25 protein-coding genes are annotated in these 26,713 nt (G+C 41.4%); 5 read left to right on the top strand and 20 right to left on the bottom strand.

Going from position 1 to position 26,713, the window contains the following annotated elements; translation table 11 throughout:
• Window positions 1–22: 22 nt before the first annotated feature.
• The gene (locus tag BK582_RS23980) at window positions 23–1,156 is read right to left on the bottom strand and encodes a BMP family lipoprotein (protein WP_078597447.1); all 1,134 of its coding nucleotides are present in this window, start codon (window positions 1,154–1,156) and stop codon (window positions 23–25) included.
• Between the two features lie 487 nt (window positions 1,157–1,643).
• Here BK582_RS23980 and BK582_RS23985 point away from each other — a divergent pair, with 487 nt between their 5' ends.
• Entirely contained in the window at window positions 1,644–1,910 is a 267-nt protein-coding gene (locus BK582_RS23985; protein WP_078597448.1) for a hypothetical protein, read from the top strand.
• Between the two features lie 152 nt (window positions 1,911–2,062).
• Window positions 2,063–2,953, top strand: coding sequence for a helix-turn-helix domain-containing protein (locus BK582_RS23990; RefSeq protein ID WP_078597449.1), 891 nt, complete (start codon window positions 2,063–2,065; stop codon window positions 2,951–2,953).
• Between the two features lie 157 nt (window positions 2,954–3,110).
• Here the strand turns inward: BK582_RS23990 and eutH are convergent, their stop codons facing one another.
• The 6 genes from eutH to BK582_RS24020 all read right to left on the bottom strand — a co-directional run bounded on the left by eutH (window position 3,111) and on the right by BK582_RS24020 (window position 8,974).
• Complete coding sequence (eutH, locus tag BK582_RS23995) at window positions 3,111–4,199, bottom strand: ethanolamine utilization protein EutH (RefSeq protein WP_078597450.1); 1,089 nt, start codon at window positions 4,197–4,199, stop codon at window positions 3,111–3,113.
• Between the two features lie 107 nt (window positions 4,200–4,306).
• On the bottom strand, window positions 4,307–5,203 hold the full coding sequence (locus BK582_RS24000) for a manganese catalase family protein (protein WP_078597451.1): 897 nt from the start codon (window positions 5,201–5,203) through the stop codon (window positions 4,307–4,309).
• 88 nt (window positions 5,204–5,291) lie between these two features.
• The gene (locus BK582_RS24005) at window positions 5,292–6,152 is read right to left on the bottom strand and encodes a DMT family transporter (RefSeq protein WP_078597452.1); all 861 of its coding nucleotides are present in this window, start codon (window positions 6,150–6,152) and stop codon (window positions 5,292–5,294) included.
• A 127-nt stretch (window positions 6,153–6,279) separates the two neighbouring features.
• Window positions 6,280–7,011: a DNA/RNA nuclease SfsA gene (sfsA, locus tag BK582_RS24010; protein WP_078597453.1), complete on the bottom strand. Its 732-nt coding sequence runs from the start codon at window positions 7,009–7,011 to the stop codon at window positions 6,280–6,282.
• A gap of 21 nt (window positions 7,012–7,032) precedes the next feature.
• Window positions 7,033–7,572 (bottom strand): hypothetical protein, encoded by a 540-nt coding sequence (locus tag BK582_RS24015; protein ID WP_078597454.1) that lies wholly within the window; start codon window positions 7,570–7,572, stop codon window positions 7,033–7,035.
• A 520-nt stretch (window positions 7,573–8,092) separates the two neighbouring features.
• On the bottom strand, window positions 8,093–8,974 hold the full coding sequence (locus BK582_RS24020) for a DUF1028 domain-containing protein (protein ID WP_078597455.1): 882 nt from the start codon (window positions 8,972–8,974) through the stop codon (window positions 8,093–8,095).
• 262 nt (window positions 8,975–9,236) lie between these two features.
• Here BK582_RS24020 and BK582_RS24025 point away from each other — a divergent pair, with 262 nt between their 5' ends.
• Entirely contained in the window at window positions 9,237–9,479 is a 243-nt protein-coding gene (locus BK582_RS24025; protein ID WP_078597456.1) for a hypothetical protein, read from the top strand.
• Between the two features lie 135 nt (window positions 9,480–9,614).
• Here the strand turns inward: BK582_RS24025 and typA are convergent, their stop codons facing one another.
• From typA to BK582_RS24055, 6 genes are all read right to left on the bottom strand, one after another.
• Window positions 9,615–11,450, bottom strand: a complete 1,836-nt coding sequence (gene typA, locus BK582_RS24030; protein ID WP_078597457.1) for a translational GTPase TypA — start codon at window positions 11,448–11,450, stop codon at window positions 9,615–9,617.
• A gap of 110 nt (window positions 11,451–11,560) precedes the next feature.
• On the bottom strand, window positions 11,561–12,334 hold the full coding sequence (locus BK582_RS24035) for a peptidoglycan recognition protein family protein (RefSeq protein ID WP_078597458.1): 774 nt from the start codon (window positions 12,332–12,334) through the stop codon (window positions 11,561–11,563).
• 146 nt (window positions 12,335–12,480) lie between these two features.
• Complete coding sequence (locus BK582_RS24040; protein ID WP_078597459.1) at window positions 12,481–13,221, bottom strand: hypothetical protein; 741 nt, start codon at window positions 13,219–13,221, stop codon at window positions 12,481–12,483.
• A 181-nt stretch (window positions 13,222–13,402) separates the two neighbouring features.
• Complete coding sequence (yhbH, locus tag BK582_RS24045; RefSeq protein ID WP_078597460.1) at window positions 13,403–14,569, bottom strand: sporulation protein YhbH; 1,167 nt, start codon at window positions 14,567–14,569, stop codon at window positions 13,403–13,405.
• Between the two features lie 325 nt (window positions 14,570–14,894).
• Window positions 14,895–15,491: a signal peptidase I gene (gene lepB / locus BK582_RS24050; protein WP_078597461.1), complete on the bottom strand. Its 597-nt coding sequence runs from the start codon at window positions 15,489–15,491 to the stop codon at window positions 14,895–14,897.
• Window positions 15,492–15,784: 293 nt separating this feature from the next.
• Complete coding sequence (locus BK582_RS24055) at window positions 15,785–17,680, bottom strand: PrkA family serine protein kinase (RefSeq protein ID WP_078597462.1); 1,896 nt, start codon at window positions 17,678–17,680, stop codon at window positions 15,785–15,787.
• A gap of 161 nt (window positions 17,681–17,841) precedes the next feature.
• Between BK582_RS24055 and BK582_RS24060 the strand changes: the two genes are divergently transcribed.
• The gene (locus BK582_RS24060) at window positions 17,842–19,734 is read left to right on the top strand and encodes a transglycosylase domain-containing protein (protein WP_218190760.1); all 1,893 of its coding nucleotides are present in this window, start codon (window positions 17,842–17,844) and stop codon (window positions 19,732–19,734) included.
• A gap of 210 nt (window positions 19,735–19,944) precedes the next feature.
• Here BK582_RS24060 and BK582_RS24065 read toward each other — a convergent pair whose 3' ends face one another.
• Together BK582_RS24065 and BK582_RS24070 are read right to left on the bottom strand one after the other, a co-directional pair.
• Window positions 19,945–20,502 carry a DUF5366 family protein gene (locus BK582_RS24065; protein WP_078597464.1) on the bottom strand — a complete coding sequence of 186 codons (558 nt, stop codon included), beginning with the start codon at window positions 20,500–20,502 and terminating at the stop codon, window positions 19,945–19,947.
• A gap of 93 nt (window positions 20,503–20,595) precedes the next feature.
• On the bottom strand, window positions 20,596–20,901 hold the full coding sequence (locus BK582_RS24070; RefSeq protein ID WP_078597465.1) for an antibiotic biosynthesis monooxygenase family protein: 306 nt from the start codon (window positions 20,899–20,901) through the stop codon (window positions 20,596–20,598).
• A gap of 440 nt (window positions 20,902–21,341) precedes the next feature.
• On the opposite strand from BK582_RS24070, the gene BK582_RS24075 reads away from it, so the two are divergent.
• The gene (locus tag BK582_RS24075) at window positions 21,342–22,643 is read left to right on the top strand and encodes an acyl-CoA thioester hydrolase/BAAT C-terminal domain-containing protein (protein ID WP_078597466.1); all 1,302 of its coding nucleotides are present in this window, start codon (window positions 21,342–21,344) and stop codon (window positions 22,641–22,643) included.
• 43 nt (window positions 22,644–22,686) lie between these two features.
• On the opposite strand, the gene trmL is transcribed toward BK582_RS24075, so the two are convergent.
• The 5 genes from trmL to queG form a co-directional block, all read right to left on the bottom strand.
• On the bottom strand, window positions 22,687–23,160 hold the full coding sequence (gene trmL, locus BK582_RS24080; RefSeq protein WP_078597467.1) for a tRNA (uridine(34)/cytosine(34)/5-carboxymethylaminomethyluridine(34)-2'-O)-methyltransferase TrmL: 474 nt from the start codon (window positions 23,158–23,160) through the stop codon (window positions 22,687–22,689).
• Between the two features lie 92 nt (window positions 23,161–23,252).
• On the bottom strand, window positions 23,253–23,759 hold the full coding sequence (locus BK582_RS24085) for a hypothetical protein (protein WP_167553267.1): 507 nt from the start codon (window positions 23,757–23,759) through the stop codon (window positions 23,253–23,255).
• 149 nt (window positions 23,760–23,908) lie between these two features.
• Entirely contained in the window at window positions 23,909–24,811 is a 903-nt protein-coding gene (locus BK582_RS24090) for an amidase domain-containing protein (RefSeq protein WP_078597469.1), read from the bottom strand.
• Between the two features lie 152 nt (window positions 24,812–24,963).
• The gene (locus BK582_RS24095; RefSeq protein ID WP_078597470.1) at window positions 24,964–25,494 is read right to left on the bottom strand and encodes a methylated-DNA--[protein]-cysteine S-methyltransferase; all 531 of its coding nucleotides are present in this window, start codon (window positions 25,492–25,494) and stop codon (window positions 24,964–24,966) included.
• 66 nt (window positions 25,495–25,560) lie between these two features.
• Window positions 25,561–26,703 (bottom strand): tRNA epoxyqueuosine(34) reductase QueG, encoded by a 1,143-nt coding sequence (gene queG, locus BK582_RS24100; protein WP_078597471.1) that lies wholly within the window; start codon window positions 26,701–26,703, stop codon window positions 25,561–25,563.
• Window positions 26,704–26,713: the final 10 nt, after the last annotated feature.

Consider the following 26,713-nt stretch of genomic DNA (forward strand, 5'->3'; position numbering starts at 1 on the left):
TAAAGGAACCATCTTGTTTCAATTAAAGTGATGCTTCGAACTCCTCAAACTCTTCGTCTGTCTGTGGAACGTCGATATCACCATCTAAAATTTGCTGTTTATAATCTTCTACAGCGTCGAGGCTTTCCTGCTCTACATTGTCAGTAGTTTCCGCGATGCCGACACCTTGATCTTCAAGTCCGAATTCAAGGATCTCTCCGCCCGGGAAGTTGCCTTCTAATGTCATTTCAGACACCTGGTATACAGCCTGGTCCACACGCTTCACCATAGAAGTGAGTGTTACGTTGCCGTCATCCCACTGCCCTTGTGCATGCTGATCCTGGTCCACACCAATTACCCACACATTTTCGCCGTTACGTGCACGGTCAATTGCTTCTGTGAAAACTCCGTTACCAGTTCCTCCAGCTGCATGGTAGATTACATCCGCGCCGTTACCATACATTGTGTCAGCAATTTGCTGGCCGCGGGAAGCATCGTTGAAATCCTGAGCATACTGGATACTGATTTCAGCATCAGGGTTTACAGAAAGAACTCCTGCTTTAAAACCATTTTCGAACTTTTTAATAAGCGGGCTTTCTACTCCCCCGATAAATGCAACATGGTCGCTTTCAGTCTGAAGGCCTGCAACAACCCCTACAAGGAATGAACCTTCATGTTCAGCGAATGTAATGTTTGCCAGGTTAGAAAGTGTGTTTCCATCGTCGTCAGTTACTACTGTATCAACAATTGCAAAGTTCATATCTTCATGGCGCTGAGCTACATCACGAATATCATCTTCCATTAGGAAACCGATTGCAAAAGAGATTGAAGTGTTGTCACGTGCTAAACGATTTAAGTTAGGTGCATAGTCAGAGGCATCTGAAGACTGAATATAGTCAACTTCTACATCGAAGTCCGCTCCAAACTCCTGAAGCCCGTCCCACGCTGATTCGTTAAAAGATCTGTCATCCACGCCGCCAACGTCCGTAACCATTCTTGCAGAGAAGTCCCCGGTTTCTTCCTGAGTTACTTCTTCCCCGTTATTATTATTGTCGTTGTTATTGTTGCCGCCGACAGGTGTTGTGTCGCCTTCGTTGTTGTCACCCTCACCACACGCAGCCAGCAGCGTTCCTGCTGCCAATACACTGGTCAGAAGCGTCATAAATCTTTTCTTCATAATACAAATCCCCCTTGTTATATAGTATCTTTTTGCCTCTGCACATTCCGTCCTGAAATTTTAACCAGACGCAACAAACAGCTGGCAGTACTGCCATTATTATGACACATTAGGACATAATAATTCATCTAAAACGTTTACAAAATAACAGCTGAACTCGTACGATGTCTGACAACTAATTGAGCATGCTATTAATCTGACCACAATTCTAGAATCGAATATAATATATCATTAAATGTGTTAGGAAGAAACTATTTTTTAATCAAAATTATGATATTTTTAATAACATATTTACCTTTCTCAGTATTACAGTAATAAAAAGCTGAAATACAGTCATGGAACCTGGGATGCATCATACTATTTTCTTAAGGTGGACCCTTCCCATTAATGCCAGAATGTTACTGTCATCTTTGAAACAGTTTCGTAATGATTCAGAAAGGGTATGGAAATATTAAGTTAACCACAAGCCGTATGGAGGAGGTCAAAGATGGTCAAAAATCCTAAGCTGTGGCTCCGTTATCATAATTTTATGTATAACTGGCACCATATAAAATTATATTATTACGGAACCTCACGGCACGAAAAGAAAATGGAGAAACATAAGAGTAAAGCTGAAAAAATAAAGCTTGAAATTACTTCATCATCGGCCGCCCAGAATATTAATGAGCAGGATCCAGCTGCATCCGCCAGGGAAAATTCTTCATGGCTTAATAAAAATAACCGTCTCCAGAAACGGAAGCCTGTGGAAGAGTAATGATATATCCTTTTCTCTCACTGAGAATAAACCAGATAAACCGAGAAGATATTAAAAATTGACAAAAACTCCGATTTTACGGAGTTTTTTTCTATTCTGATTTCTCTTTTGTGGTACTATGGAAACATAGGTAAATTTCAGGAGGAAACATTATGGACGAACGTATACAGGCCGGGGAAATGATCAGGCTGCTTCGGAAGACTGACGGAATTTCACAGGCAGATTTGGCTGAGGGCATATGTACTCAGGCAGAAATAAGCCGGATTGAACGTAATATTACAGTGCCGAGCGCAGACACTCTGTTTCGTATATCCGAAAGGCTTGGGGTCGATTTAAACTTCTTTTATGAAGTCAGGAAAACATCCAGGCTTAATTATATCGAAGATACATTTTCTCTCCTCAGAAAATTTATTGAAGATAAAAATTACAACGAAGCGGCCATTATTCTCGATGCAGAAAGACAGAACCCTTTGATAAGAAAACCGCTCTACCGGCAATTTTTTCAGTGGCATGAGGGCTTAGTTGAGTTCTATGTAAACAACAACTTCCATAAAGCCGTAAGCATCCTCGAGAATGCGCTGAAAATATATGAGCCTGATATTCATCCTACGGAAACCCAGCTTCAAATATTCATATCACTCGGGAATATATACGGGGAAAGAGGCATGTTTGATGAGGCCTTCTCCTGTTATGAAAAGTGCCGCTCAGGCTACCAGAAACTTACCCGGATCAATAATTATCAAATACAGATCAGGCTTCTGTATAACATGGCACTTACCCTTAACAACGCAGATAAAATCCAGGAAGCCGCAGAGGTATGCCAGGAAGGAATCTCTCTGTGCAAAGAATCCAGGTCATTTTATTTACTTGGGGAGTTTTATTACCAGTACTCATACTCCTCCCGCCTCCTTGGAAGGTCTCATATGTCAATTGAATACTTAAGAAAATCGATTACTATTTTTGAGATAACAGGTAATGAAACGTCGAAAGCTCTTGCTGAAAAAGAAATGGAACAGTTAATAACAGAAACTGAAAATGTATAATATTTCCTTCAGAAAAAAGTTATGAGCCTCCCTCCGGGAGGCTCATAACTTTTTTACACTTTAAGAAAGCATAAAATTTTTGCGATGAAGTTGATTCGACGCAGTGAAAATTTTTAAGGCTAAAGTATAAGTGCAACTACGCATCTGGCATCGCCAATCAGCTAGTTTTCTTTAGCTTACTGCCTGCATAGAAAGCAGCTGCTCCGGCGGCTGCCACCCCTGCAATGATCTTTCCCGCAATCATTGGTATAAGCATTTCCGCTTCCACCGACGCTGTAAAACCAAGATGCCCCCCAAGAACAAAAGCTCCGCTCACTGCAAAAGCTATATTAACCAGCTTTCCCTTTTCATCCATCGTATGAAGCATTTTAAACATTGGTATACTGTGAGCAAGAGATGAGACGAGACCAATAAGAGCATTCTCATTCATATTTAATCTGTTTCCCAGTGGAGTCAACACACTTGACAGCACCTTCTTTAAGAAATGCACTAATGGAAAAGCCCCTGCGAGAGTAATAGCGATTATCCCTACTATATAGACACCTTCCGTTAAAGGAAGCATTCCAGGAATTACTGAGAATCCTGTCAATGTTTCAATAATACTGAATGCCAGAGAAATCGTAATTAACACTACAATTCCTTTTCCAAACAGAACAAACCCTTTAATCATTAATCCCGGGGTCGTTACTAGACCCCCGATTATAAACGCAGAAAATAAAACTACAGGAATCAGCTGAAACATCAGGAAGGAGGCTGGGAAACCTGCAATAAGACCACCTGCAAAAGCCCCGAGAGGCACCGTAGTTAAACCGATCAGAATACCTCTGGCAAAAATTGCTTCGTCCTTTTTTTGTATTAAACTAAGCGCTACCGGAATAGTAAAAACGAACACCGGGCCAATTAATGTGGAAATTATAATTCCTGCGAAAAGTCCTGCCATTTCTGTTTCGCCAAGCTCCATCGCAAGGGGATACCCTCCCATATCAATTGCAAGAAGTATACCTGCAAACATAGCCGGATCTGACCCAATAGCCGTAAAAAGAGGTGTCACTGCCGGTCTGAGAAATTCTGCAAGAACAGGCGAAATAGTAATGATCCCTATCATTGACAGAGCCAGAGGTCCCATTGCCATAAATCCATCTTCAAAAGCTTTTCCATACCCTCGTTTATTTCCTGTTATTTTATCAATCGCCCCAATAAACATAAAAATTACTAGAATCCATACAACTGCTTCATTCATCCACATTAGTATCACCTGGTACGTCTCAAGTTTTATTTTTTCTGAAAGTGCTGATTATTTCATTGTACGGATTACTTATTTAATTAACAAGAAGAATACAAGAACAAGAGAAATTATATTTTTGATGAAAGGATAAGTCGCATTGCGATTTCCCGGAAATTTTCATGGGATATTCCAGGGGCAAATGCTTCAGGTATTTCATCCAGATCCGGTACCGGCTCCCCTTCTGGTGTTCCCTGAATAACTTCCAGCTCGCTGCCGTCCCGCGGGTGCCCCCCTTTCCAGATCTTCGCCAGTTCCGTATAATTCTGTGAACTGTAAGTATAAAGCTTCCTGTGTTCATCCTCAGCTTCATATTTTACAGCTGCAGTAAACTTATTAGTATCAAGTTCCGGAACAGGCAATACTTTACTTAATTCCGCTCCCGTCATTATTTCAAGGGCTTTGCTGAATGCCAGTATATGGACTTCAGATCGAACGAGGAGATAGCCGATCATTTCCCGTGCAGTAGGATGATCGGTCATTTCATAGATTCGCATTTTGTGGATCCTCGCTCCCCATTCATGATAAAAGTTATGAAGGAAATCAAGAACAAGGTTACCGCTGCTGGAAACATTATCCCCATTCCAGGCTTTCCCCATGGAGTCAACTGGCATCGCTGTCTGTCCAGCTGCAATAAAGTGCCGGGTGTTCCGTTTATCCTTTCCCTCCTTCATCGGAGTCACATCAGGATCTCCCGGGAAGGTAGAACCTGCAAGCATAAGATTAATCGCATTAGATACCAGCTCTGCATGGCCAAGTTCCTCAGCTGCCATACTCGCGACTAAATCATAAAAAGGCCTGAACTTCTGTTTATTGCGAAAATTGAATGACTGGAATAGGTAGTTGTGTAAGAGGGACATCTCGCCATATTGACCGCCGAGCAGCTCCTGAATTACTGAGGCTCCGTCAGGATCAGGTATTTTTGGGGCAGGAAGACTAACAGGAAGTCTGTTTATTCGCATGAACAATACAATCACCCTCCAGCATTAAGCTTGTAAAATATATTGCTTATATATATGGAGGGAAAAGTCTGTCTTAATACAGCATGGGATTTTCTTATTCGGTACTTTCTGAAGTAACCTTATGAATGGAAACGATCATGGCAGTGCTCAAAATTAAAAATATCCCGATCCACTCCCGCAGCACAGGAACTTCGAAAAAAATGACGGAAGCCGCCGCAATACCATAAACTGGTTCCAGGGATGCAATAATGCTCGCGGTTCTTACATTTAATTTCGTCAGCCCCTGGATAAAAACAACATGGGCGATCCCTGTAAATAAAACGCCTAACAGCAGGAGCATAGAGAGATTATATAGAGAAATCTGCTGCATTAACAAGGGCAGGAATGGCACGAGACAAAAGAAGGCAAAAAAGTTCTGGTAAAAGCCGATCACAAGGCTGGAATGGTTTTTCACAAAAGCCCGGTTTAATATGGATAAAACAGCAAAGGTTACAGCTGAAACAAGCCCCCAGACTGCCCCTTGTGTATATTCGTTTGTAAGATCAAAATCAGGAACAATAAACAGAACACCTGTAAAAGTGATCGCAGCAAAAACTACACTTTTCCCAATAAATTTTTCTTTAAGAAAAATCGGTTCAAGAAAACTGGCGAAAACAGGAAAGGTAGCGAATGTTACAAGGCCTACAGCAACAGAGGAAAGCTGAATAGCATGAAAAAAACTGCCCCAGTGGACAGCAAGCACCGCCCCTAATAACAGAAAAGGAACATACCCCTTTAATGACGGCAGCAGAATTTTTTTCTTCAGAAGAAGGAGGATAAGATACAGAAAAAACGCAGCAAAAAAGACCCTCCCTAATACTATTGCAGGAGCTGGAAGTGGAATCCAGTTTGCAAACAAACCTGATAACCCGAATAACAGAACAGCTATATGTACATAAATTAATTCTCTTTGCATTGGAAGCCCAGCCTTTTATGTATCTATGCAGCCACCTTGCCCCTGATGGATCTGGCCATAGGAAAGTTATTAACTATTTCTGTTAAAACAAGGCCTTTTCCTTTATTAATATCAATTTCGGTTAAAATCACTGATCGGATTTTGAACTGACAGGTATTTCTTCAACAATTTCCATACCTCGAAGAGTAACTTCACTTCGCAGCCCCAAAAGATGTACACCCGCTTTGTCAGCTTCTGAAAGTGCTGCGGCAAACTCAGGATCTATATGCTCAGCTGGTGATACAGAAGCAATATCGCTTCTTTGTGTAACAAAAATGAGGGCACTCTCCCAGTTATCTTCCAAGGTTATTTCAGCAAGTTCCCGTACATGCTTTGCCCCCCGCTTGGTAACAGCATCAGGGAATAAGCCTTTCCCTTCTTCCGCCAGGCTGACCCCTTTTACCTCCACCGCCATTTGCCGCCCGTCGTTTGAAGAAAGGAGCATATCCCATCGTGACTTTCCTTTGGTGAATTCGGAGCGTATATAGTTCCAGTCTTTAAGACTGTCAAGTACACGATTCTTTACTGCCAGTTCCGCAAGTTTATTAGGCATGATTGTGTTTACCGAAACAAATCCAGCCCCATCCTCCCGTTCAATAATAACAGCCGAATATTTCGTTTTTCTTTTTGGGTCATCCGATTTGCTAAGATAAATAACCGTATCAGGAACCAGAAGCTCAAGTAACCTTCCAGGGTCTGGAAGATGTGCTTCAGCGAGTTCATTTGATTCCTCAATATGGCATTTGACTATGAAACGGTTCGGTCTCTCAATAAACTTTGCTCTAATCAGATTTTCTGGAAACGATGTGAACGTTCTCATTCCTTACCCCTTTCCAACCACTTATTCCACCTGTATCATAATACTAGTATAATAATGATGCCGCTGTCTTTCTTCGTCAGCAGTATAAAATTCAGTGTTAAGCTCTATTTCATATTCTCCGCTGGGGAATCCGTCATGAGAATAAAATTCTGTTAAAAATTCGTTTTCCTCAAAATTGTTTGCCATGCTTTTACTGTATGTTTCTCTATGCCATGTTTCCCGAATAAGAGTTGTTTCTCCGGAATCATTTTCTGCACCGGCAGGGATATCGATTCCCCTGGTAACTTCGCGAATTTCAAATATAAATGGGGAGTCAGCATGAGTTATATGTATTTCTTCCTCATCCCCGGTATACTTTATTTGTGCCCCAATTCTTATTTGTTCGTCCTGTTTATAGTAGCCACGCTCAGAAACGAGCCTTACCGTAAAATCCCCCGCCTCTGTTTCAGATATTACCGGAGACCGTTCAGCATTTGCTTCATTCAGGTCATTTTCAGGAGTGCATGCCGATAATAATACTAATAAGGCAAATATACTAAGATAAATGTTCAGCTGTTTCACATTTCATACCCCCTGTCCGGATGTTTACCTGTCTGGTAACTTCCGTCTTCCTTTCCTGCCATAGCGTTCCTCATGTATTATTTCCCTTAATTTTAATGTCAGAAACAAACTTGCAAAAGCCGCCACCGATCTAAAAACTAAAGCCTGACGTAAAAATATACTCAACATATATAACCATAAAGGAGAACTGTTAGTCAATCACTCTTAACAGAGTGTACATAAAAGGCCCAGAGGAACACTAAATTAGCCGTAAGTTAAAAACTCGCCGGACAGTGAGGCTTATTAACCAGGAACTTCTGCAAAGGTTCCTTGAAATCTCATATACTTGCAGATCTTTCTGGAGATCTGCAGGGGCTTGCTTAATGAGAATCTCGTTGTTTTTCTTTAGAACCATGTTCACTGATATAACACAAAAAACATGCGATTCCTGAGTTGAAATCGCATGTTTTTGCTTACGAGTGGTTTTGTTTGTCCTCTGAGTAATCCGTTACTCTGAAAATACTGCGTCATTTTACAGTACTTAGCTGCCCCTCTGTTTACTTTTCATAAACTGGAGCACATACGGATCCATCTTGTCATCCTCACGCCACCGCTCTTCAAAATTTTCCTGCATATAGTATGTCTTCACGCTTTCTTTCACTGTATTATTATAGCTGTCATGTTTTTTCTCAAGGAGCCCTTCATTTATAAGACAATCCTGTACATCCCGGAGAACTTCTCCTTCCATCTCAAGTAATTCACTTTCCTGAGCCCTGCTGAAATACAGCTGATGGAGGTGGTATAGTCTTTTCAGTTCTTTAATCGGCTCCAGGTGGTCATCTACCCGGAGATCGTACTTCCTGTCATTATACCCCCCGTATCCACCTTCTTCCTGCACGATAAACAGAGCAGCTGACTGTTTCCCTCTTGAATCTCCTCCTGCCTGCTGTCCCTGGTCAAGTGCCTCGAGGAGACGTTCAGCTAATGATCCTTCTGTATTCTCAAATGCTGAAACCATAGACTGAACGGTTTCTTCGCTAACAAGAATATTCCCCTGCGCGGAACAATATGTACCTTGAGTGTGACCTGCCCAGTCATAGCAAGCATCCCCAGTAAAGGCAGCAGTCATTCCATCGGCATCCATTACAGCAAACTGGCGGAGGTCCTTATCCTCATCATTTTCAACGAGAAGTTCAATAACTTCCTCAGGTGGCTTGCCTTCCTTAAGGTAAGTCAGACCTCTTGGCCCGAAGCTTGTATTCGCGAATGACTGGGTTGCCACTGCTCCAACTCCTGCTTCAGCCCAGGGCACAACCGCCCCAACACTTAAAAATTTTGACTGGACTGCTATTCCTGTTTCTTTTGTTACAGGGTCGTATCCTATAATTGAAAACGTGGCAACTAATGGCAGGTTTTCCTTCAAACGAATCACTCCTCTGTATTAATATTAAATCCCTGGCAGAGCTCATCAGCACACTTTATTTAAAGTAATATTGATAATTCTGAGCAATAGGGATACTCATATAATATAATAATAGTTCCTAAAAATATTAGTGGTCAATCAGGAACTCAGAATATATGAAATAACCAGAATGTTTCGTTCTGAACGATGTAATTGCAAGGGCATGTGCTACAGCTTATAATTAATAACAGGAACGTTTATTCAGGACAGGAGGAATTAATAAATGTTCAAATTGAAGAACCTTAGCAGAGAACAGAAAATTGAGTATGTAATTGTGTTTTCCATATTTGTTGTTTCTATTATTGTTGGTATCCTCGTAGGAAGAAATGAAGAATGGTTCAGACCCGCATTCTTTTCAGCAGGATATATGTCCGGATCCTTAATTACATGTTTATTATTATTCTCCGTTTACAGGTCTGTAAGCTACATTCTCGGACTTTTCAACAGAAAAACCGCGGAAAAATAGGATACAAAAACAGTTAAGAAAGTGCAATGCTCCGTTCAGTATCTTTTCTTTTGCACAAAAAAGGTTCCAATCAATTTATGATTGGAACCTTTTTTTAATGAGATTTTTTATCTCACGCCTCTTTTTTACTGCTTGTTACTGGTTTGCGTATTTTTTCTTCTTAAGAAGTCTTTCCCGTTCATTTTTATCAAGAATCTTCTTACGGAGACGGATAGACTCAGGAGTCACTTCGCAATACTCATCTTCATTCAGATATTCCAGAGCTTCTTCCAAAGTCATTATCCTCGGTTTTTTCATCGTTACTGTCTGTTCTTTCGTAGCAGAACGCATATTAGTCATCTGCTTAAGCTTAGTAATATTGACAGTAATATCATTTTCCCGGGTATGCTCCCCTACGATCATTCCGGAGTATATTTCTGTTCCTGGTTCTACAAAAATTGTTCCACGGTCTTCAACCTGCATGATACCGTATTGTGTTGCTTTTCCATTTTCCATAGATACCATTACACCTTGTCTTCTGCCGCCAACCTGGCCTTCTGCCATTGGCTGATAGCTGTCAAAGGAATGGTTAATGATGCCGTACCCTCTCGTTTGAGTCAGGAATTCAGTTGAATAACCAATCAGCCCGCGTGCAGGCACCATAAATTCAAGGCGAACCTGGCCTGTCCCATGGTTAGTCATATTGAGCATTTCACCTTTTCTCGCACCAAGAGATTCCATGACAGCACCAGTATATTCCTCCGGCACATCAATCTGAACACGTTCCACAGGTTCACATCTCACGCCGTCAATTTCACGAACGATAACTTCCGGTTTGGAAACCTGCAGCTCGTATCCTTCTCGTCTCATATTTTCAATAAGGATAGAAAGATGGAGCTCTCCTCTTCCTGATACAGTCCAAACATCAGGAGATGAAGTGTTTTCTACTTTTAAACTAACATCCGTTTCCAGTTCTGTGCGAAGACGTTCCTCGATTTTTCTGCTCGTAATATATTTCCCTTCTCTTCCGGCAAACGGGCTGTTGTTAACAAGGAAAGTCATTTGCAGAGTAGGCTCGTCAATTCTTAAAATCGGAAGAGGATCCTGATTGTCTGTTGGGCAGACTGTTTCCCCTACGTTAATTTCTTCCATACCGGAAACAGCAATAATGTCCCCTGCTTTTGCCTCATCGATTTCAATTCTTTTCAGGCCAAGGAATCCAAACAGCTTCGTAACTCTGAACTGCTTTACGGAACCGTCGAGCTTCATCAACGCTACTTGCTGGCCTACTTTGATAGTGCCGCGGAATACCCGGCCGACACCAATTCTTCCAAGGTAGTCATTATAGTCCAGAAGGGTGATCTGGAACTGAAGCGGCTCTTCACTGTTATCTGCAGGTGCCGGAATGTTCTCAATGATAGATTCGAAAAGTGCCGACATATCTTCGTCCTGCTTTTCAGGATCTACACTGGCAGTTCCGTTGATTGCAGATGCATATACTACAGGGAAATCCAGCTGATCTTCTTCTGCGCCAAGGTCGATGAATAAGTCGATGACTTCGTCGACTACTTCTTCCGGTCTTGCAAAATCCCGGTCAATTTTATTTACAACTACAATCGGCGTAAGCTTTTGCTCAAGTGCTTTTTTCAGTACGAATCTTGTCTGAGGCATTGTGCCTTCATAAGCGTCGACAACGAGAAGTACACCATCAACCATTTTCATGATACGCTCAACTTCTCCGCCAAAATCGGCGTGTCCAGGAGTATCCATGATGTTAATGCGCTTTTCTCCATAATTAATCGCAGTATTCTTCGCAAGGATTGTAATTCCACGCTCTTTTTCAAGGTCGTTGGAATCCATCGCCCGTTCTGCTACCTGCTCATTTGTGCGAAATGTTCCTGACTGATGCAGCAATTTATCTACTAAAGTAGTCTTACCATGGTCTACGTGTGCAATGATCGCAATATTTCTTATATCTTCACGAATTTTCATTCTGTAAATCTCTCCTTAAGAGTCGGATGAACAACTGTATTATTATACCACAATTTCAGGAATAATAAAGGATTATATTTGAAATAGTTGTGAAAAGAGAGATTATTCTGCTAAAAAGAGGGGGTTTGCCCGATGATGCGTGCAAGCATAGTAAGTGTTTTCGGGCCGGCAATTCCGTCGATATTAAGCCCATGTTTTCTCTGAAAGCTTCTCACTGCCGATTCTGTTTCCTGTCCGTAAATACCGTCAGCCCCGTATTCAGGAAGCCTCTCTCCTGCAAGGACGAGTAAGTTTTGGAGATCCCTTATTTTTGCCCCCTTCATCCCTCTTCGAAAAATACCATTCATTTCTTTCAGGAGAATGGAAGCTTGTTCATTTTTTCTGTTTGCAGTTAATTTGCTGTTCCGCTGATAAAGGCCCGTTCTCACAGCAGCCATATTCATGCCGGGGCAGCTTGTGTGCTGCCCTGGATGTTCGTTGTGGCCAAGTACATTTCTTACTGGTATTTTAAATTGGCCGGTTAACAGAATGAGGAGCCTGTCCAAGGATACAATCTGGCTAAGAGTAAAACTTCCCACTCCTGTGAGGCATACCCCTATGTTTCCGCTGTTTTGTCCGCCAGTATGATAACTGACTGTCTCCAGGCTGTTTGTCCATTGTAGAGTCCCGTTTCTTGTAATAACAAAGTGATAACCGATTCCCGGCCAGCCATGATGCCGGACATGATAATCCGCAAAAGAGAAAGCATCTCCGGAAGATGTACCGCTATGATGCAGTGTTATATACTGAATTCTGCTGAGGTCCTGTTTTCCGTACTTTTTGTGAGGGTGTTTTCTTACTTGTTGTCTTACATCCTTTAGTCCTTGCATCTTTTCGAAACTCATCCGTACTTCCTCCTCATGCGCAGCAACAGCTGCTCTTTCTGTATATGTACAAAAAAACAGGAGGAAAGTATGGCTGTGGTTCAAATTAAAAAAAGTACGGGGCCAGACCCCGCACAATTTATCTAAACCATTGTTTTTTAAAAAAATTATAGTAACAGGAGCTGCAGTAATACGATATAACCCGCCGCTCCGGAGACAAAGGCGCCAAGACTGCTTTCCCTTTCGTCAGGCAGCTCTTCTTTTAATACGTTGAGAATGATGGCCCCTGACAAGAACGCAAATACTAAAGCAAAAATTTCCTCCGGGATAATTGCAAAGCTTCCTGCAGCGGCTCCAATAATAATAGCTACAGCGAGAACCCAGCGTCCGTATTTGTCATAAGTCTCTTCATGATGAAATCTCAGGCCAAAGTCAGTCACGAGAAAATGCAGAGCCATCACAATGACAAATAACAACATACCTATCCATCCATCTTCAGACTGGTAAACAAGTAAGTAGCCAATCAAGGCGTTATAGAAGAAAAACAATGCAACATGGTTCCAGAAAGCCTCTATGTGCGGAGAACTTTCGCCGGAAGCCTTTTTATTTGCTTTATGGGATTTTTTCACATATTTTTCTATGCTATAAAAAATGATTAATCCTAGTAATGCTGTAACGTATACATGATGGGCTAGGTAGTTGAAGATCCCTGCAGTTAACTCTTGTGCCACAGTTTCCTGATGTTCTTCCAGCTCAGGAAGAATGTGCAGGAAAACATACGCTACTGAAATACCGCCTGCAATAGATAAAAATCGGCTTCTTGGAATATGTTCAATGAAATGAAGCCTTCCTACGGTGAGATGAACTACTGCCAGAAGCACTGAAGCACCAATTACAAGCCAGTTCACCAGGAATCACCTCCTTCACTGAGAGGTTACCCAAGTTGCCGGATTTTGTAACATTTCCTCATATTGCGCCGCTCACCACCAACCTTAAAAGCTTATTGAACATGCCCCTCCCTTCGAGAGTTTCTTTCCACCACACAAGAAAATTGTGCGGGGCCAGACCCCGCACAATTTCGTGAACATGTTAATGAATGAGAGTTTCTTCTTCTTTTCGAAAGAACCATTTTAAGGAACGGTATACATCAGCTTTTTCCCGAAGGATATAGTGTCTGAAGCGCTCATCTTTAATGTTTTTATACGCACTCATTAAGGTGGAAGGACGGTTATACTGATTTACTTCCCCGTAACCGAACATGCTGGATAAATCCATAAGCTCTCTAACCAGCGCAAGACACCGCTGATTATCCGAAGTTAAATTATCCCCATCAGAAAAATGGAATGGATATACATTATATCTCGAAGGCGGGTATTTACTGTCAATGAGTTCGAGGGCTTTCCTGTATGCGGAAGAGCAGATTGTACCTCCACTCTCTCCCTTCATAAAGAAATCTTCCTCTGAAACAACTTTAGCTTCTGTATGGTGAGCGATAAATTCAATTTCCACTGTTTCGTACTTTGTCCTCAGGAAACGTGTCATCCAGAAAAAATAGCTTCTCGCCATAAATTTTTCCCACCGGCCCATAGAGCCGGAAGTATCCATCATCGCGAGCACAACAGCCTTAGATTCAGGCTTTGTTTTTTCCTCCCATGTCTTAAATCTGAGATCATCGTTGTAAATCGGCGCCACTCCCGGTTTTCCGCTCAGTGCATTACGCTTAATTGCCTCTAAAATAGTCCGCCTTTTATCAATATTTCCCATCAGGCCTTTTTTACGGATATCATTAAATTCAATGCTTTCAATTACAATATTATCTTCTTCTTTTTCCTTAAGATTTGGCAGTTCCAGCTCCTGGAACAAGATGTTTTCCAGTTCTGCCAGTGACACCTCAGCTTCATAATAATCCTCGCCAGGCTGATTGCCTGCTCCTTCACCTTTACCGGCCCCTTTTTCAGGAGTCCCATCCCGCGCAACTACATCACCTATCTCACTGTCCCCAGAGCCCTGGCCAACATGTTTGTTTTTTTCATAGTTATAACGTATTTTGTATTCATCGAGAGAGCGAATTGGAATTTTTATAACGTCACGACCATTGGACATAATAATATTTTCTTCACTGACAAGGTCTGGGAGGTTCTTGTTAATAGCTTCCTGAACCTTTTCCTGGTGACGCTGCTGATCTTGGTATCCTTTTCGGTGGAGGGACCAGTTCTCCTGAGAGACAACGAAATTCTTACCTGCAATGCCTTTCATTTTTTCCCCTCCTTAAAATTTTGTTCACATTTCTACAAAAGAAGCATATACTATTTTCGATGAGACGCTGTACGTCTGGATAATAGTAAATTGTAAATAGAAGCTTACTCTATCCTATGCGAAAGATTCTTTAAGTTGACTAAAAAATCTGATAATTAAACAGGCATATTCTCTATAATAGACAGGACAAGCTTTCAGGATCTCGCTCATATGATAAAAAACTTTCCCCATCGGGCAGGCTGTATTATTAATTCCCTTCCCTTCACAGCAAAAAAAGCACCGCTATGCATAACGCGGTACTTTCTCAACTGGACTGCCTGTAAACCTATTGAAAAACACGGAAATTATCTGGCGGCCAATACGATAAATTAGCTTTTCCAACAAGGGTTTCCTTATCTATAAAACCAATTTGGCGGCTGTCCAGGCTGTTCCTTCTATTATCGCCCAGTACAAAGACTTGTCCTTCAGGAACGACCTCTTCCTTTGTCAGTTCCTCAAGTGTAAAATCTTCTGTAAACGGTACTTTTCCGTATTCCTCTTTATAACCGTCAAGGAAAGGTTCTTCATATGGCTCACCATTTACATACAATACATCATCTTCGTATGCAATATGGTCTCCTGGCAGCCCGATAATCCGTTTTATATAATCTGTCTCCTCATCTGCATGGAAGATTACGAGGTCGAACCGCTCAGGACCGCCGTTTATGTCGTATCCGATCTTGTTAACGATTATCCGTTCTCCGTCCTGGATCGTAGGCATCATTGACTGCCCGTAAACTATATAATTTGTAAATAAGTACGATCTTACAAATAGTACAATCAAAACGACAACAGCTATTGTTTTTACCCAGCTCCACAGCTCCCGCTTCCAGACTGATTTTTGTGCGTGCTCCTTATTTTCACTGGCTTCTATAATTTTCATGTTGTCTCCTCCATTATTAGCTTCCAATTAAGCTTACGAATGAAAAACTATTCATTAATTGTATTGCCACACACACACTATTTTAAACCATTATAATTTGATAATAAGGTTTGTAAAGCTGCTGTAATCTAAAACCATTAATATTACAATATTCTTCTATAAAAAAATAAAAAACAGGTTTAAAATATTATTAATTACACTTTCTAATTGAGAAAATAAAAAACACCCTGGCTGGCATCTCTCCCAGCAGGGTGTTTTACAAATAATCCATTAGGACATTCTGAACAGAATAACTACCGGTTCAGCAGACTTCCTACGTACCGAAGCAGATCATTTGCAGAAACAGAATTATACCCATGTTCATTAATTAGTCTTTCTATAACGTTATTAATCTTCTTCAGCTGATTCTCATCCGGTATTTTTGTAGATGTAGTAATCTTTACCACATCTTTTAAATCAGCAAACAGCTTTTTCTGGATTGCCTCCCTAAGGCGCTCATGTGAATTATAATCAAATTTCTTTCCTTTTCTGGCGTAAGCTGAGATACGTATCAGAATTTCTTCCCGGAAGGCTTTTTTCGCATTCTCGGAAATACCTATCTGTTCCTCAATGGAACGCATAAGTTTTTCATCCGGATTCATCTCTTCTCCAGTAAGAGGGTCTCTCAGTTTATTTTTATTGCAGTACGCTTCCACATTATCAAGATAGTTATCCATAAGTGTTTTTGCCGACTCTTCATAAGAATATACAAATGCCTTCTGCACTTCTTTTTTCGCGATTTCATCATACTCTTTCCTTGCGGTGGAAATGAAGTTAAGATAACGTTCTTTATCATCCTTGGAAATGGATGCATGCTGGCCAAGCCCGTCCTTAATTGACCTGAGAACATCAAGAGCATTTATTGCAGAAAGGTCTTTTCTTATGATCGCTGATGAGATTCTGTTAATTACATATCTCGGATCAATACCCTCCATCCCTTCATCTGAAAACTCTTTTTTCAGTTCTTCTACATCCTGGGCATTAAAGCCTTCCACACTCTGCCCATCGTAAAGCTTTAATTTTTTCAGTGCGTCCACACCATTTTTCTTCGATTCCTTCAGCCTCGTAAGGACGGTAAAAATAGCAGCAATTTTCAGGGCATGAGGGGCAATATGGACATCGCCAATATCACTTTCCTTAATCATTTTTTCATAGATACGTTCCTCTTCACTTACTTTTAAATTATAAGGAATTGGCATTACGATAATACGGGAATGGAGGGCTTCATTTTTCTTATTGGCAATAAATGATTTATATTCCGCTTCGTTAGTATGAGCCACGATCATTTCGTCAGCTGAAATTAAGGCGAACCTTCCAGCTTTAAAATTCCCTTCCTGAGTCAGGGAAAGGAGGTGCCATAGAAACTTCTCATCACATTTAAGCATTTCCTGGAATTCCATCAGACCTCTGTTTGCTTTGTTAAGCTCTCCGTCAAACCGGTACGCCCTCGGGTCTGATTCCGATCCGTACTCAGCTATAGTAGAAAAATCGATGCTTCCGGTAAGATCAGCAATATCCTGTGATTTCGGGTCAGACGGACTGAAAGTACCAACCCCTACACGTCTGTCTTCTGATAATACAATTCTTTCCACAAGCACATCTTCAATTCTGCCGCCGTATTCCTGTTCAAGCCGCATCATATTAAGAGGCGATAAATTCCCTTCCACCCTTACACCATATTCCTGATAAAAATCATGCCGTAAATGCTGGGGAATAAGATGAAGGGGATCTTCATGCATCGGGCAGCCTTTAATCGCATAGACCGCCCCCTGATCTGTCCGGGAGTACTTCTCCAGCCCACGCTTAAGCATAGTAACAATCGTGGACTTACCACCGCTCACCGGCCCCATTAACAGCAAGATCCTCTTCTTGACGTCCAGCCGTCTTGCAGCAGAATGAAAATATTCTTCTACAAGCCTTTCCAGTGCATCTTCCAGACCAAAAATCTGGTCTTCAAAAAAGCGATACCGTTTCTTCCCGTCCTTTTCTTCTACACCTGCATCTTTAATCATGTTATAAATCCTTGCATGCGCAGTCTGGGCAACTTCCGGCCGCTCACGCAAAATTTCCAGATAGTCAGCGAATGTCCCTTCCCATTTCAGGCCTTCCTCTTCTTCCCGGTGTCGTTGAATTTTATTTAATATATCCATAGTCTCCTCCTCTCAACACCAAGCAATGCCAATAGACATCCATGGTTCATCTTATGCATTCACCCAGAGGATGATTCTGGCTGTTTGTTCAAAGAAATTGAAAACTCTTTCCAATCTCTGCTGTTTTTAAGTAAAATAATAGATAATTCGACATACATATATTGAAAGTTGGGACATCCATGCGTGCAGTGACCGGAAACCTGGTAATACTTGCTTTTATCGTTATTTTTTCTATTTTAGTGTTTGGAGCAACAAAAGAGTTTTCTGAAGCGCGCCCTCTTGGCGATGTACTGGAGGAAAACATAGATTTAAAGACTGTACAGCTTGAGCAGAACAGTTATATCCTGGATAGACACGGTGAGATAGTTTCGGAAATTTACGGACCCGTCAACAGAATCAACCTTACGTATGACGAGATACCGGAAAATGTAAAAGGAGCGTTCCTTTCTGCTGAAGACCAGTCATTCTATGAACATAAAGGTTTCGACCTTGCCGGGATTGCCAGGGCGTTTATCGTCAATTATCAGAACGAAAGTACCTCACAGGGAGGTAGTACGATAACCCAGCAGCTAGTCCGAAATGTGTATTTATCCGGAGAAAAAACGTATGAAAGAAAATTAACCGAGCTGTTATACGCCTATCAGCTTGAACAGAAATTATCAAAGGAAAAAATTATTGAATTGTATGTAAACGCAGTTTATTTCCATAACGGTATTTATGGGATTGAGGCTGCAAGTAACTACTATTTCAGTAAATCGGCAGAAGAGCTTTCTTTAGCGGAAACTGCCTTTCTCAGCTCTGTACCTAACAGCCCTGAACGATACAACCCTTTAAAATACAGTGAAAGGACTCACGAGAGAAAAGAATGGATATTGCAAAAGATGCTTGAAACAGACTGGATCACCAGGGAGGAATTCGATAATGCCCTGGATGAAGAAATAGTTCTTTCACTTCAGGAAAAGACAGACAGTTATCCAGATTATGTAACATATATTCATCATGAACTGGAGCAGCTTATCAGTGAAAAGGAAGGCTATTCAGCACAACTGAGAAATGCCGGATCGAGTGAGGAAAGGCAGGAGACAGAGCAAAGGCTTAAAGAGCGAACAAAAACAATTTTAAATCAGGGAGTAATTATTGAAACAGCTCTCAATCCTGAGCTGCAGGAGCAAGCTGCAAAAATCGTGAGACTAAATACGGGCGGCTCTCTTCAGGCAGCAGCAGTTATCATTGATCATACAGAAAATGAAACAGCAGCTATAACCGGAGGGACAGATTATCAGAAATTTAATTTTCACAGGGGATTTCAGGCTTACAGACAGCCAGGGTCTTCACTAAAGCCACTTCTTGTGTTTGCACCTTTTATTGAAGAAACAGGACTGAAGTCGAAAGACATTATTGATGCCTCCCCGTTCAGTAAAAACGGGTACAATCCGAAAAATTCCGGGGGCGGTGTATACGGGAGAGTCGCTATGGAAACAGCGTTTATGAATTCATATAATACAGCGGCTGTACGAATGATGGATACAATTAGTCCTGAAACAGCCTTTTCATACATGAGAGGCTTTGACTTCACCCATCTGAACAATCATGAACCTGTCCTTCCTGCAGCGCTTGGCGGGCTGGGGAATGGCGTCTCAGTACTGGAAATGACACAGGCTTATACCGCATTTGCCAATGATGGAAAGTACAAGGCCCCGCGGGGTATCCGGAAAGTAACAGATCTTCATGGAAATACACTCTATGAATGGAGTTCTCGCAATAAAGAGGTCTGGAGCCCGGAGACAGCAGGGGAAATTAATAAAATGATGAATAAAACAATTACTTCAGGGACCGGGAGGCAGGCAGCATTTTCAGCACAGGGGTTTATTGGAGGAAAAACAGGGACAACGAATGATTATTATGACCTCTGGTTTATCGGTTCCTCGAATAAGTATACTTCAGGGGTCTGGGTTGGCTACGACACACCTGCGCCAGTTCCTGCCGGCAGCCGGCAGTCACATCTTCACATATGGAAACAAATTATGATGGAAGCACAGAAGATTAAACAATAAATAGAAGGGGGTGTCCTAAAAGATCGCATATTGCATGATTTAAAGGACAACCTCTTTTTTCGTATTTTGTTTTTGGTTTATTAAGAGCTGAATCCATTATCCTGCCTCCGACGTGAACGATTCGAGCGGACTTATTAAATCAACTCCAATTAATTATAGAGAATGGGGTGTCACCAAAACCACGGCTTTTGGTGACACCCCCTTTTTTATTCATATAGGAAGACTGGCGACAATACTGTTATATACTTTTAAGAGTGCATAAATCACAGCCAGCCCGAAGGAAAACCAGAAAAATATATGAAAAAACACCAGACCGACAAGCCCGGGGGTTGTCAGTGATTTACTTACTTTATAAACAAAAAACACAAAATAAGCAAAACAGGACAAAATAAATACCGCGACAAATAAGATAGGGTTAAATACAGCAAAAACGGACAGGATTCCCCCGGACAGAAAAATCCAGCTTCCCCCACGAAGACTTTTAAGGTCTGTCCCTTCTGCATCCTGGGAAAAGAATAAAAGGGATAGCTCATTAACTGTATCAGCAATTAATTTTAATGCGGAAAACACCATAAAAAAGAACAACCAGAGTAAAAAAAGCAATGTGAGATGGATTCCCTGCTCAGAAAAAAACTCGATCATGCCACTGTACAGACCAATGTCAGTCAAATATCCGACTAACAGCCTTTCCGTATATACAGCCAGTGAGAGGCTGAACAAAATAAGTGAAATGAGCGGAAAATGGCTCGTTAAATATGTATTTTTCATATTAAGCTCCTGTGTAAAATAATCTGTAACTGATACAGAAAGAAAATAAGCAGCGAACAGGTTTAGTTTCGCTGCCCCGGTATCTGCATAATTTTACAGATGATGAACGGCTTCATATGTATAAAGCTGGTTACCTGAAGCTGTATCCTCTTTACTCTCAGCACGGCGTTTTTTGTGAGCCGCTTTGAACTGGTCGCTGTTTACCCATGCCTCATAAGCTGCTTTTGACTCCCATTTCGTGTAAACGAGCTGGTAGTTACTTTCGTCTTCCGGATTCAAAAACATAAAATCAAGGCAGCCTGGAGTGTTTTTCATCTTTTCAGCGCTTTCTCCAAAACGTCCTGCTACGGCTTCCCTGTTTTCTTTCGGAACATGCAATTCATTAATTACTACGTACATTACAAATCACTCTCCTTATTTGCATTATACGACAAGAAAGGAATGTTTTAAATTAGAATGAGGAATATATGTATATATTTCTTACAGAAAGCTTCCACCTTAAAGGTGAGCCTTTTCTTCTAAAATAAAACATGGTATATTTGACTATAGAGAACATCAAAGGAGGAATTTTTGATGGCATTACTATTAATTCTCGGGGTTTGTGTTGCCTTTATGGCGGCTATCCTTACTGCAGGATACAACGATAACCCGCATAAAAATTAATTGGGAAAGCTGCTTTGCCGTAATACGGACGGGCAGCTTTTTTAATTTTCTTCCTATCCCTCCGCCTGCCTCCTTTCTGATTTCCCCTCCGCACAAACAGTACTTAAAAAAAAACAGTCCTATTTTTTGCCTGTCCGAATAAGTGTATAAGGACAATAGAACAAGGTGGGATATATATGAGATGCTTCCTTTACCCGGATATCGGCCTGATCGATGAGCAGCTGAGCCTTCATACTGAGGGTTTTTTCCCCGATGAACCAGTAAATATAAAGGTTACTATGAGTCATGCAAAAAATAGTGTATGGTCTGCATCTATGCGTACTTTTGCTGACAGCAGCGGAAAAGTTATTTTTGGAGAACAAAAAGGTGATGTAAACGAATTGACCAGACTGCTCTGGAAACTTAGACCTGAAGCTAATACAGTTAATTCTTCTGCACAGACTTTCCGTTCAAAAACAACGCAGCTTTATTTTACAATAATCGGTGAATCCAGTGGTACTTCATTTACCAGGGAAGTTATAAGGCTTGCGAAAGAGGATAATCTGTTACATGAAAAATATGAAGGTGTTGGAGCTAATGGAGAGTTTTTTTGCCCGGAAGGAGAAACAAACCTCCCTTGCCTGATCGTCCTTGGCCAGTCTGGTGAATCACTGCCTCCACAATTAATCGCTGCCATGCTGGCTTCTCACGGCTGGGGGACACTGGGGCTCACCTTGCAAGTGGAAAATGAGAATAGGCAAGGCTCAGCTATTGAGATCGAAACCCTGCACAGAGCTGTCGACTGGCTCGAAAAACACCGTTATTCCGACGCCAGCCGTATCTTTATTTATGGTGCTTCACATAGCGGAACTCTAGCTCTTTATACCGCTGCAAAAAATCCCAAGGTTAAAGGGGTCATTGCTGTAAACGCATCCAGTCATATTTTTCAGAAGCCGGAACAAGCATTGAGTAATAACTCTCCAGTTATGGAACAGGGAGAGGCAGTACCCTTTGCAGGATTCTCTTTTGCCGATAAATGCAAAAAATACTTCAGACTGATTACAGGCGGTGAATCAGATTATGAACAGTTTTATTTTCGTGCTCTTGAAAAAAACAAAAAATCCGGCAGAACAGACACAGCTGTTCCTGCAGAAAATATAAATGGTCCCCTGTTGCTGATCAGCAGCAAAAGTGACAAGTACTGGCCATCTTTTCGAATGAGCCAGGAAATAATCGGCCGTCTTACGCAGCATTCATTTAAATTTCCATCAAAAAATATAATCCTGGAAACCTCCGGCCATCAGCTTGTCCTGCCGTTTCTTCCTTATAAATATTTTATGGAATCTTCAGGAGATGCAAATGGGTCCGGAGAAATGGAAATCTGCTCTGAAGGTGAAAAAGCATGGAGGGCAATCCTGCACTTTCTGAATAAATATTGTCCACCCGCGCCACTCCAGCAAACAGCCCCGTTTTCCCGCGAAAAAGAACATGCCAGGTAATACAAAAAGCGAGCGCGTTGTGCGCTCGCTTTTTTCAACAGGATTAAGTTAAATCCCCGAACTGCTGCTGCCTTAATGCTTCATATACAATAATTGCAGCTGTATTCGATAAATTTAACGACCTGATTTTATCGGTCTGTGGTATACGAAAGCATCTGTCCTTGTTCGCCTCAGTCAGCTCAGCAGGAAGTCCCTTCGTTTCCTTCCCAAACACAAAAAAATAATCTTTATCAGGTATACTGTAATCAAATTCGTGGTAATATTTTTCCCCTATCGTCTCGATGAAAAAGAATTCACCATGGGGAAACTTATTAAATAGTTCATTAATATTGTCATAATGGCTGATATTAACATTAGGCCAGTAATCGCATCCGGCTCGTTTCAGCATACGATCATCAGTTGAAAAACCTAGAGGATGGATTAAATGGAGAGACGTATTAGTTCCTGCGCAAGTTCTTGCTATATTCCCTGTATTAGCAGGTATTTCAGGTTCATGTAGTACAATATGCAATCCCACTGTCAATTTCACCTCAAAATTTAATTAAACTGTATCATTACTCAACTATACTTTATTATGCCCGGAAAAAGAAAAAGAAGGCTTCCCGGCAATTATTGTGGAACAGCCTCCAGCCTTTCAGTAATTTTCCTGATATCCCCCAGTGTAGCTTCTTTTCCAATCACCTGATACACCGGTATATTTTCCAGAGAACCAAAAAGGTTTTTCTTATTTACAAAAGTATACTGTATCGTTGGCACTGGTTCATCAAAGGAAATGAGTTCACCAATAAAATCAGAAAATTCCTGAATGGTTATACCACTTTCAATCAGGTCCTGGCTTGTGTTCCCGGAAATAATATAATTCCTTAGTGTATACAGTTCCAGTCCCTGGATGTTCTGGTCCTGCACTAATTCAATTCTGCCCCCGTCCCCTGTATCATAGCTGACTACAAGAAGTTCTTCATCATATACTGTTTCTGAAATCTCCCAGCCTTCCGGAAGCTCATCAGGGAGCAAAACCGGAAATGGAAGTTCCCTGACTGCCTGATTAAAAGTCATATCGGAACTTGAGCATGCAGTTAATAAAAGAAAAATAACTGCAGCTGATATTTTTAACACAATATTACAGGGTATCATTTTCGGCATCCATTCTTTCTAATAATAAAGTTAGCATATTAAGGATACTATAGTTTTCGCTGCTAGTGAAGCCCTGGAGTAAAACAGAGTAAACTAAGTATTGCTGTTTCTAACCGGGGATTTTTTATCTGTTAAAAATCCCGGTCAATTATATGGAAGAATTTATACTTAATTTCAGGGGTCCATGCAGTGGAATCTTCATAGGCCCAGTACCTCATTCTGCTGTTAGTCGTCTGGGCATTTACAAGAGGCATATTTTCTTCATCTTTTGCAGTGACGATTGTCGTATGCTGCCAGCGGCCATCACCGTTGAAATCATAACAAATGATGTCTCCATTAAGCAGATCCTCCGGACGTTCAACCTCTACAGCCTGAAGGCCTTCTTTTGCTCCGCTCAGATACCACCTGAGTGCATGAGCAACAGACCAACTGAAACTCCAGCTATTATTACGATACCACCAGCCTTTTGTTCTTTGAGGAATTCCCCACATTGGAGCTCCCCCAGCCATCAAGCATTGCGACACATAATTCGTACAATTGTTTTCAAAAACTTTATAAGCAGGATTATAATCATTCCACCACCGCTCTGCATAGCGGACAACAGCCATCCGGTCATAACTGTAGGCAGGTGAAGATCTCCTGCTTCCTTCAAACGGTAAAAGTGAGCTGCCGTTTCGATCCCCCTCTTCACTTGCTCCTTCCCTGTATAAAACATAATCATCTATTATTTCTCCACCTTCAGTAACTGCACGCCTGACCTGAACTTGTTCTTCAATATACAGCCGCTTCCCCCTGCGGATAACATTTTGCATTTTAATCCCGTAATCAATAATCGTTTTTCCTTCTATCGACCTTTCTGTAATAATGCGTCCGTCTACAATGTTTTTCACTATTTCAGCCTTGCTGCTTTTTAATCTCTCCTGTTTTCTTCTTAACGCTTCTTTTTCGTCCTCTCTGATAAATACAGATTCGTTTACTGTACTCACATAGCATTTATGAAGATCTTCAACATGCCTTTTTAACTGGTTAATCACTTTATCATTCCCCCCGCCTGTTTATACACTTTATTCGTTCACAAGGAGAATTAATGAGTAAATTCTTTTAAGTTTCCGGCTGAATAAAAAAACTGCCTTCTGTCGTTAATAACTTAATTAACAACAGAAGACAGTTTAAATGTCATTTATATTTATGATATTTTTTCAATTGCCCCTTCCAGCGTAAGAAGCTGCACTTTCTTATCCAGCCCTCCACCGTAGCCTACCATAGAACCATTGCTTCCAATAACACGATGGCACGGAATAATCAGAGGGACAGGATTCTGATTATTAGCTCCTCCGATGGCACGGACGGCTTTCGGAGCCCCTATCTCCATGGCAATGTGCTTATAAGATCTGGTCTCCCCATATGGTATAGTTTTCACCTGGTTCCATACTAAATTCTGAAACTGCGTTCCTCTCAGGTCAAGGGGGAGATCAAAATCTCTTCGCTCACCCGAGAAATACTCGTTAATTTGCATTGCTGCCTCATGCAGCTGTTCAGTATCTTCAACGAGTTTTACATTCATCAGCTTTGACTGGAGCCATTTTTCAATCAGTGGCTTTGTCTCTTCACTGCTTCCAAATTCAACAAAGCAAATTCCTTTTTCTGATTTCCCTACAGTTAACTTTCCAATTGGACTGTCCATTTCAGCATAATAGATGAATGGTTTTTTTAACATTCCTAACCCCGCTTTCAGTCAAGCCTTTGCTACTATACTACTTTACCTCTCCCGCTGTTTCCATCCTCATATGAGGTTATTTTCAAGCATTTCCAGTCCTTTTTCTATTTCTATCTGGACATTTTTATCTTTTTCTCTTTCTTTCGCCTTCATCAGCATGCTGTATGACTCTTTAGTGCCAATTTTCCCGATAGCCCATGCGGCAGTTCCCCGGATGACCGGCCTCGGATCAGTCTCTAACAAATCATTAAGTTCAGGGACAGCATCTTCTTCTTTAAAGTGAGCAAGAGCGATTATCGCATTCCTTTGTATCGGCTTTTTCCCTCTCCATGATCCTGAAATCGGACCAAATTTTTCTTTGAATTCCCGGTTGCTGATTTTAAGGAGCGGAATCAGTTTAGGTTTTACCACCTCATGGTCCGGCTCCATTTCCGGATGGTGATGTGTGTCCTTCCCCTTATTCACAGGACATACTACCTGGCACGTATCACAACCATATAATCTGTTCCCCAGTTTCTGTCTGTATTGTTCTGGGAGAAAATCTTTTGTTTGTGTTAAAAATGCAATGCATTTATTTGAATCAAGCTGTCCACCTTGCACTAAAGCTCCGGTAGGACAGGCTTCAACACATTTATTACATGTTCCGCACTGATCTTCAAGTGGAATATCAGGCGGAATATCCAAGGTTGTAATCATCTCACCCAGATAAACATAAGAGCCGAATTCAGGAGTAATAATGGCACAGTTTTTCCCACTCCAGCCTATCCCTGCCCTTTCAGCCACTGCCCGGTCAGAAAGCTCCCCTGTATCAACCATAGAAACGCATTTTTCACCAGGAACTTTTTCTGCTATAAATTCTTCAAGCATCTTCAGTTTTCTCCTGAGAATATTATGATAGTCCTCTCCCCAGGAGGCACGGCAGAACAAGCCTCTTCGCTCCCCTTTTTTAGAACGGGGAGCGTTTTTTAATTTAGATGGGTAGGCAAGCGCGATGGAAATAATGGACTTTGCCTCAGGAAGAGTCTGCTGGGGCTCTGTACGCTCCTGGATCGTACCTTTTTCAAAACCCGACTGATAGCCTAATTCCTGCTGTGTCTCAAGCCTGGATTTCAATGATACGAAGGGATCCGCGGAGGCAAAGCCAATCTTATCAATCCCTATAAGCTTACTATATGCAATAATATCTTCTTTCAATTGGGCATTTGCCACTGGAATCACC

This window comes from Evansella clarkii, assembly GCF_002019695.1.
Taxonomy (GTDB): Bacteria; Bacillota; Bacilli; order Bacillales; family Salisediminibacteriaceae; genus Evansella; species Evansella clarkii.

Bases quoted from the DNA above. Each gene is read 5' to 3' on its own strand.
- BK582_RS23980 (WP_078597447.1), bottom strand. From the start codon at position 1,156: ATGAAGAAAAGATTTATGACGCTTCTGACCAGTGTATTGGCAGCAGGA.
- BK582_RS23985 (WP_078597448.1), top strand. From the start codon at position 1,644: ATGGTCAAAAATCCTAAGCTGTGGCTCCGTTATCATAATTTTATGTAT.
- BK582_RS23990 (WP_078597449.1), top strand. From the start codon at position 2,063: ATGGACGAACGTATACAGGCCGGGGAAATGATCAGGCTGCTTCGGAAG.
- eutH (WP_078597450.1), bottom strand. From the start codon at position 4,199: ATGTGGATGAATGAAGCAGTTGTATGGATTCTAGTAATTTTTATGTTT.
- BK582_RS24005 (WP_078597452.1), bottom strand. From the start codon at position 6,152: ATGCAAAGAGAATTAATTTATGTACATATAGCTGTTCTGTTATTCGGG.
- sfsA (WP_078597453.1), bottom strand. From the start codon at position 7,011: ATGAGAACGTTCACATCGTTTCCAGAAAATCTGATTAGAGCAAAGTTT.
- BK582_RS24025 (WP_078597456.1), top strand. From the start codon at position 9,237: ATGTTCAAATTGAAGAACCTTAGCAGAGAACAGAAAATTGAGTATGTA.
- typA (WP_078597457.1), bottom strand. From the start codon at position 11,450: ATGAAAATTCGTGAAGATATAAGAAATATTGCGATCATTGCACACGTA.
- BK582_RS24035 (WP_078597458.1), bottom strand. From the start codon at position 12,334: ATGAGTTTCGAAAAGATGCAAGGACTAAAGGATGTAAGACAACAAGTA.
- yhbH (WP_078597460.1), bottom strand. From the start codon at position 14,569: ATGAAAGGCATTGCAGGTAAGAATTTCGTTGTCTCTCAGGAGAACTGG.
- lepB (WP_078597461.1), bottom strand. From the start codon at position 15,491: ATGAAAATTATAGAAGCCAGTGAAAATAAGGAGCACGCACAAAAATCA.
- BK582_RS24055 (WP_078597462.1), bottom strand. From the start codon at position 17,680: ATGGATATATTAAATAAAATTCAACGACACCGGGAAGAAGAGGAAGGC.
- BK582_RS24065 (WP_078597464.1), bottom strand. From the start codon at position 20,502: ATGAAAAATACATATTTAACGAGCCATTTTCCGCTCATTTCACTTATT.
- BK582_RS24070 (WP_078597465.1), bottom strand. From the start codon at position 20,901: ATGTACGTAGTAATTAATGAATTGCATGTTCCGAAAGAAAACAGGGAA.
- BK582_RS24075 (WP_078597466.1), top strand. From the start codon at position 21,342: ATGAGATGCTTCCTTTACCCGGATATCGGCCTGATCGATGAGCAGCTG.
- BK582_RS24095 (WP_078597470.1), bottom strand. From the start codon at position 25,494: ATGTTAAAAAAACCATTCATCTATTATGCTGAAATGGACAGTCCAATT.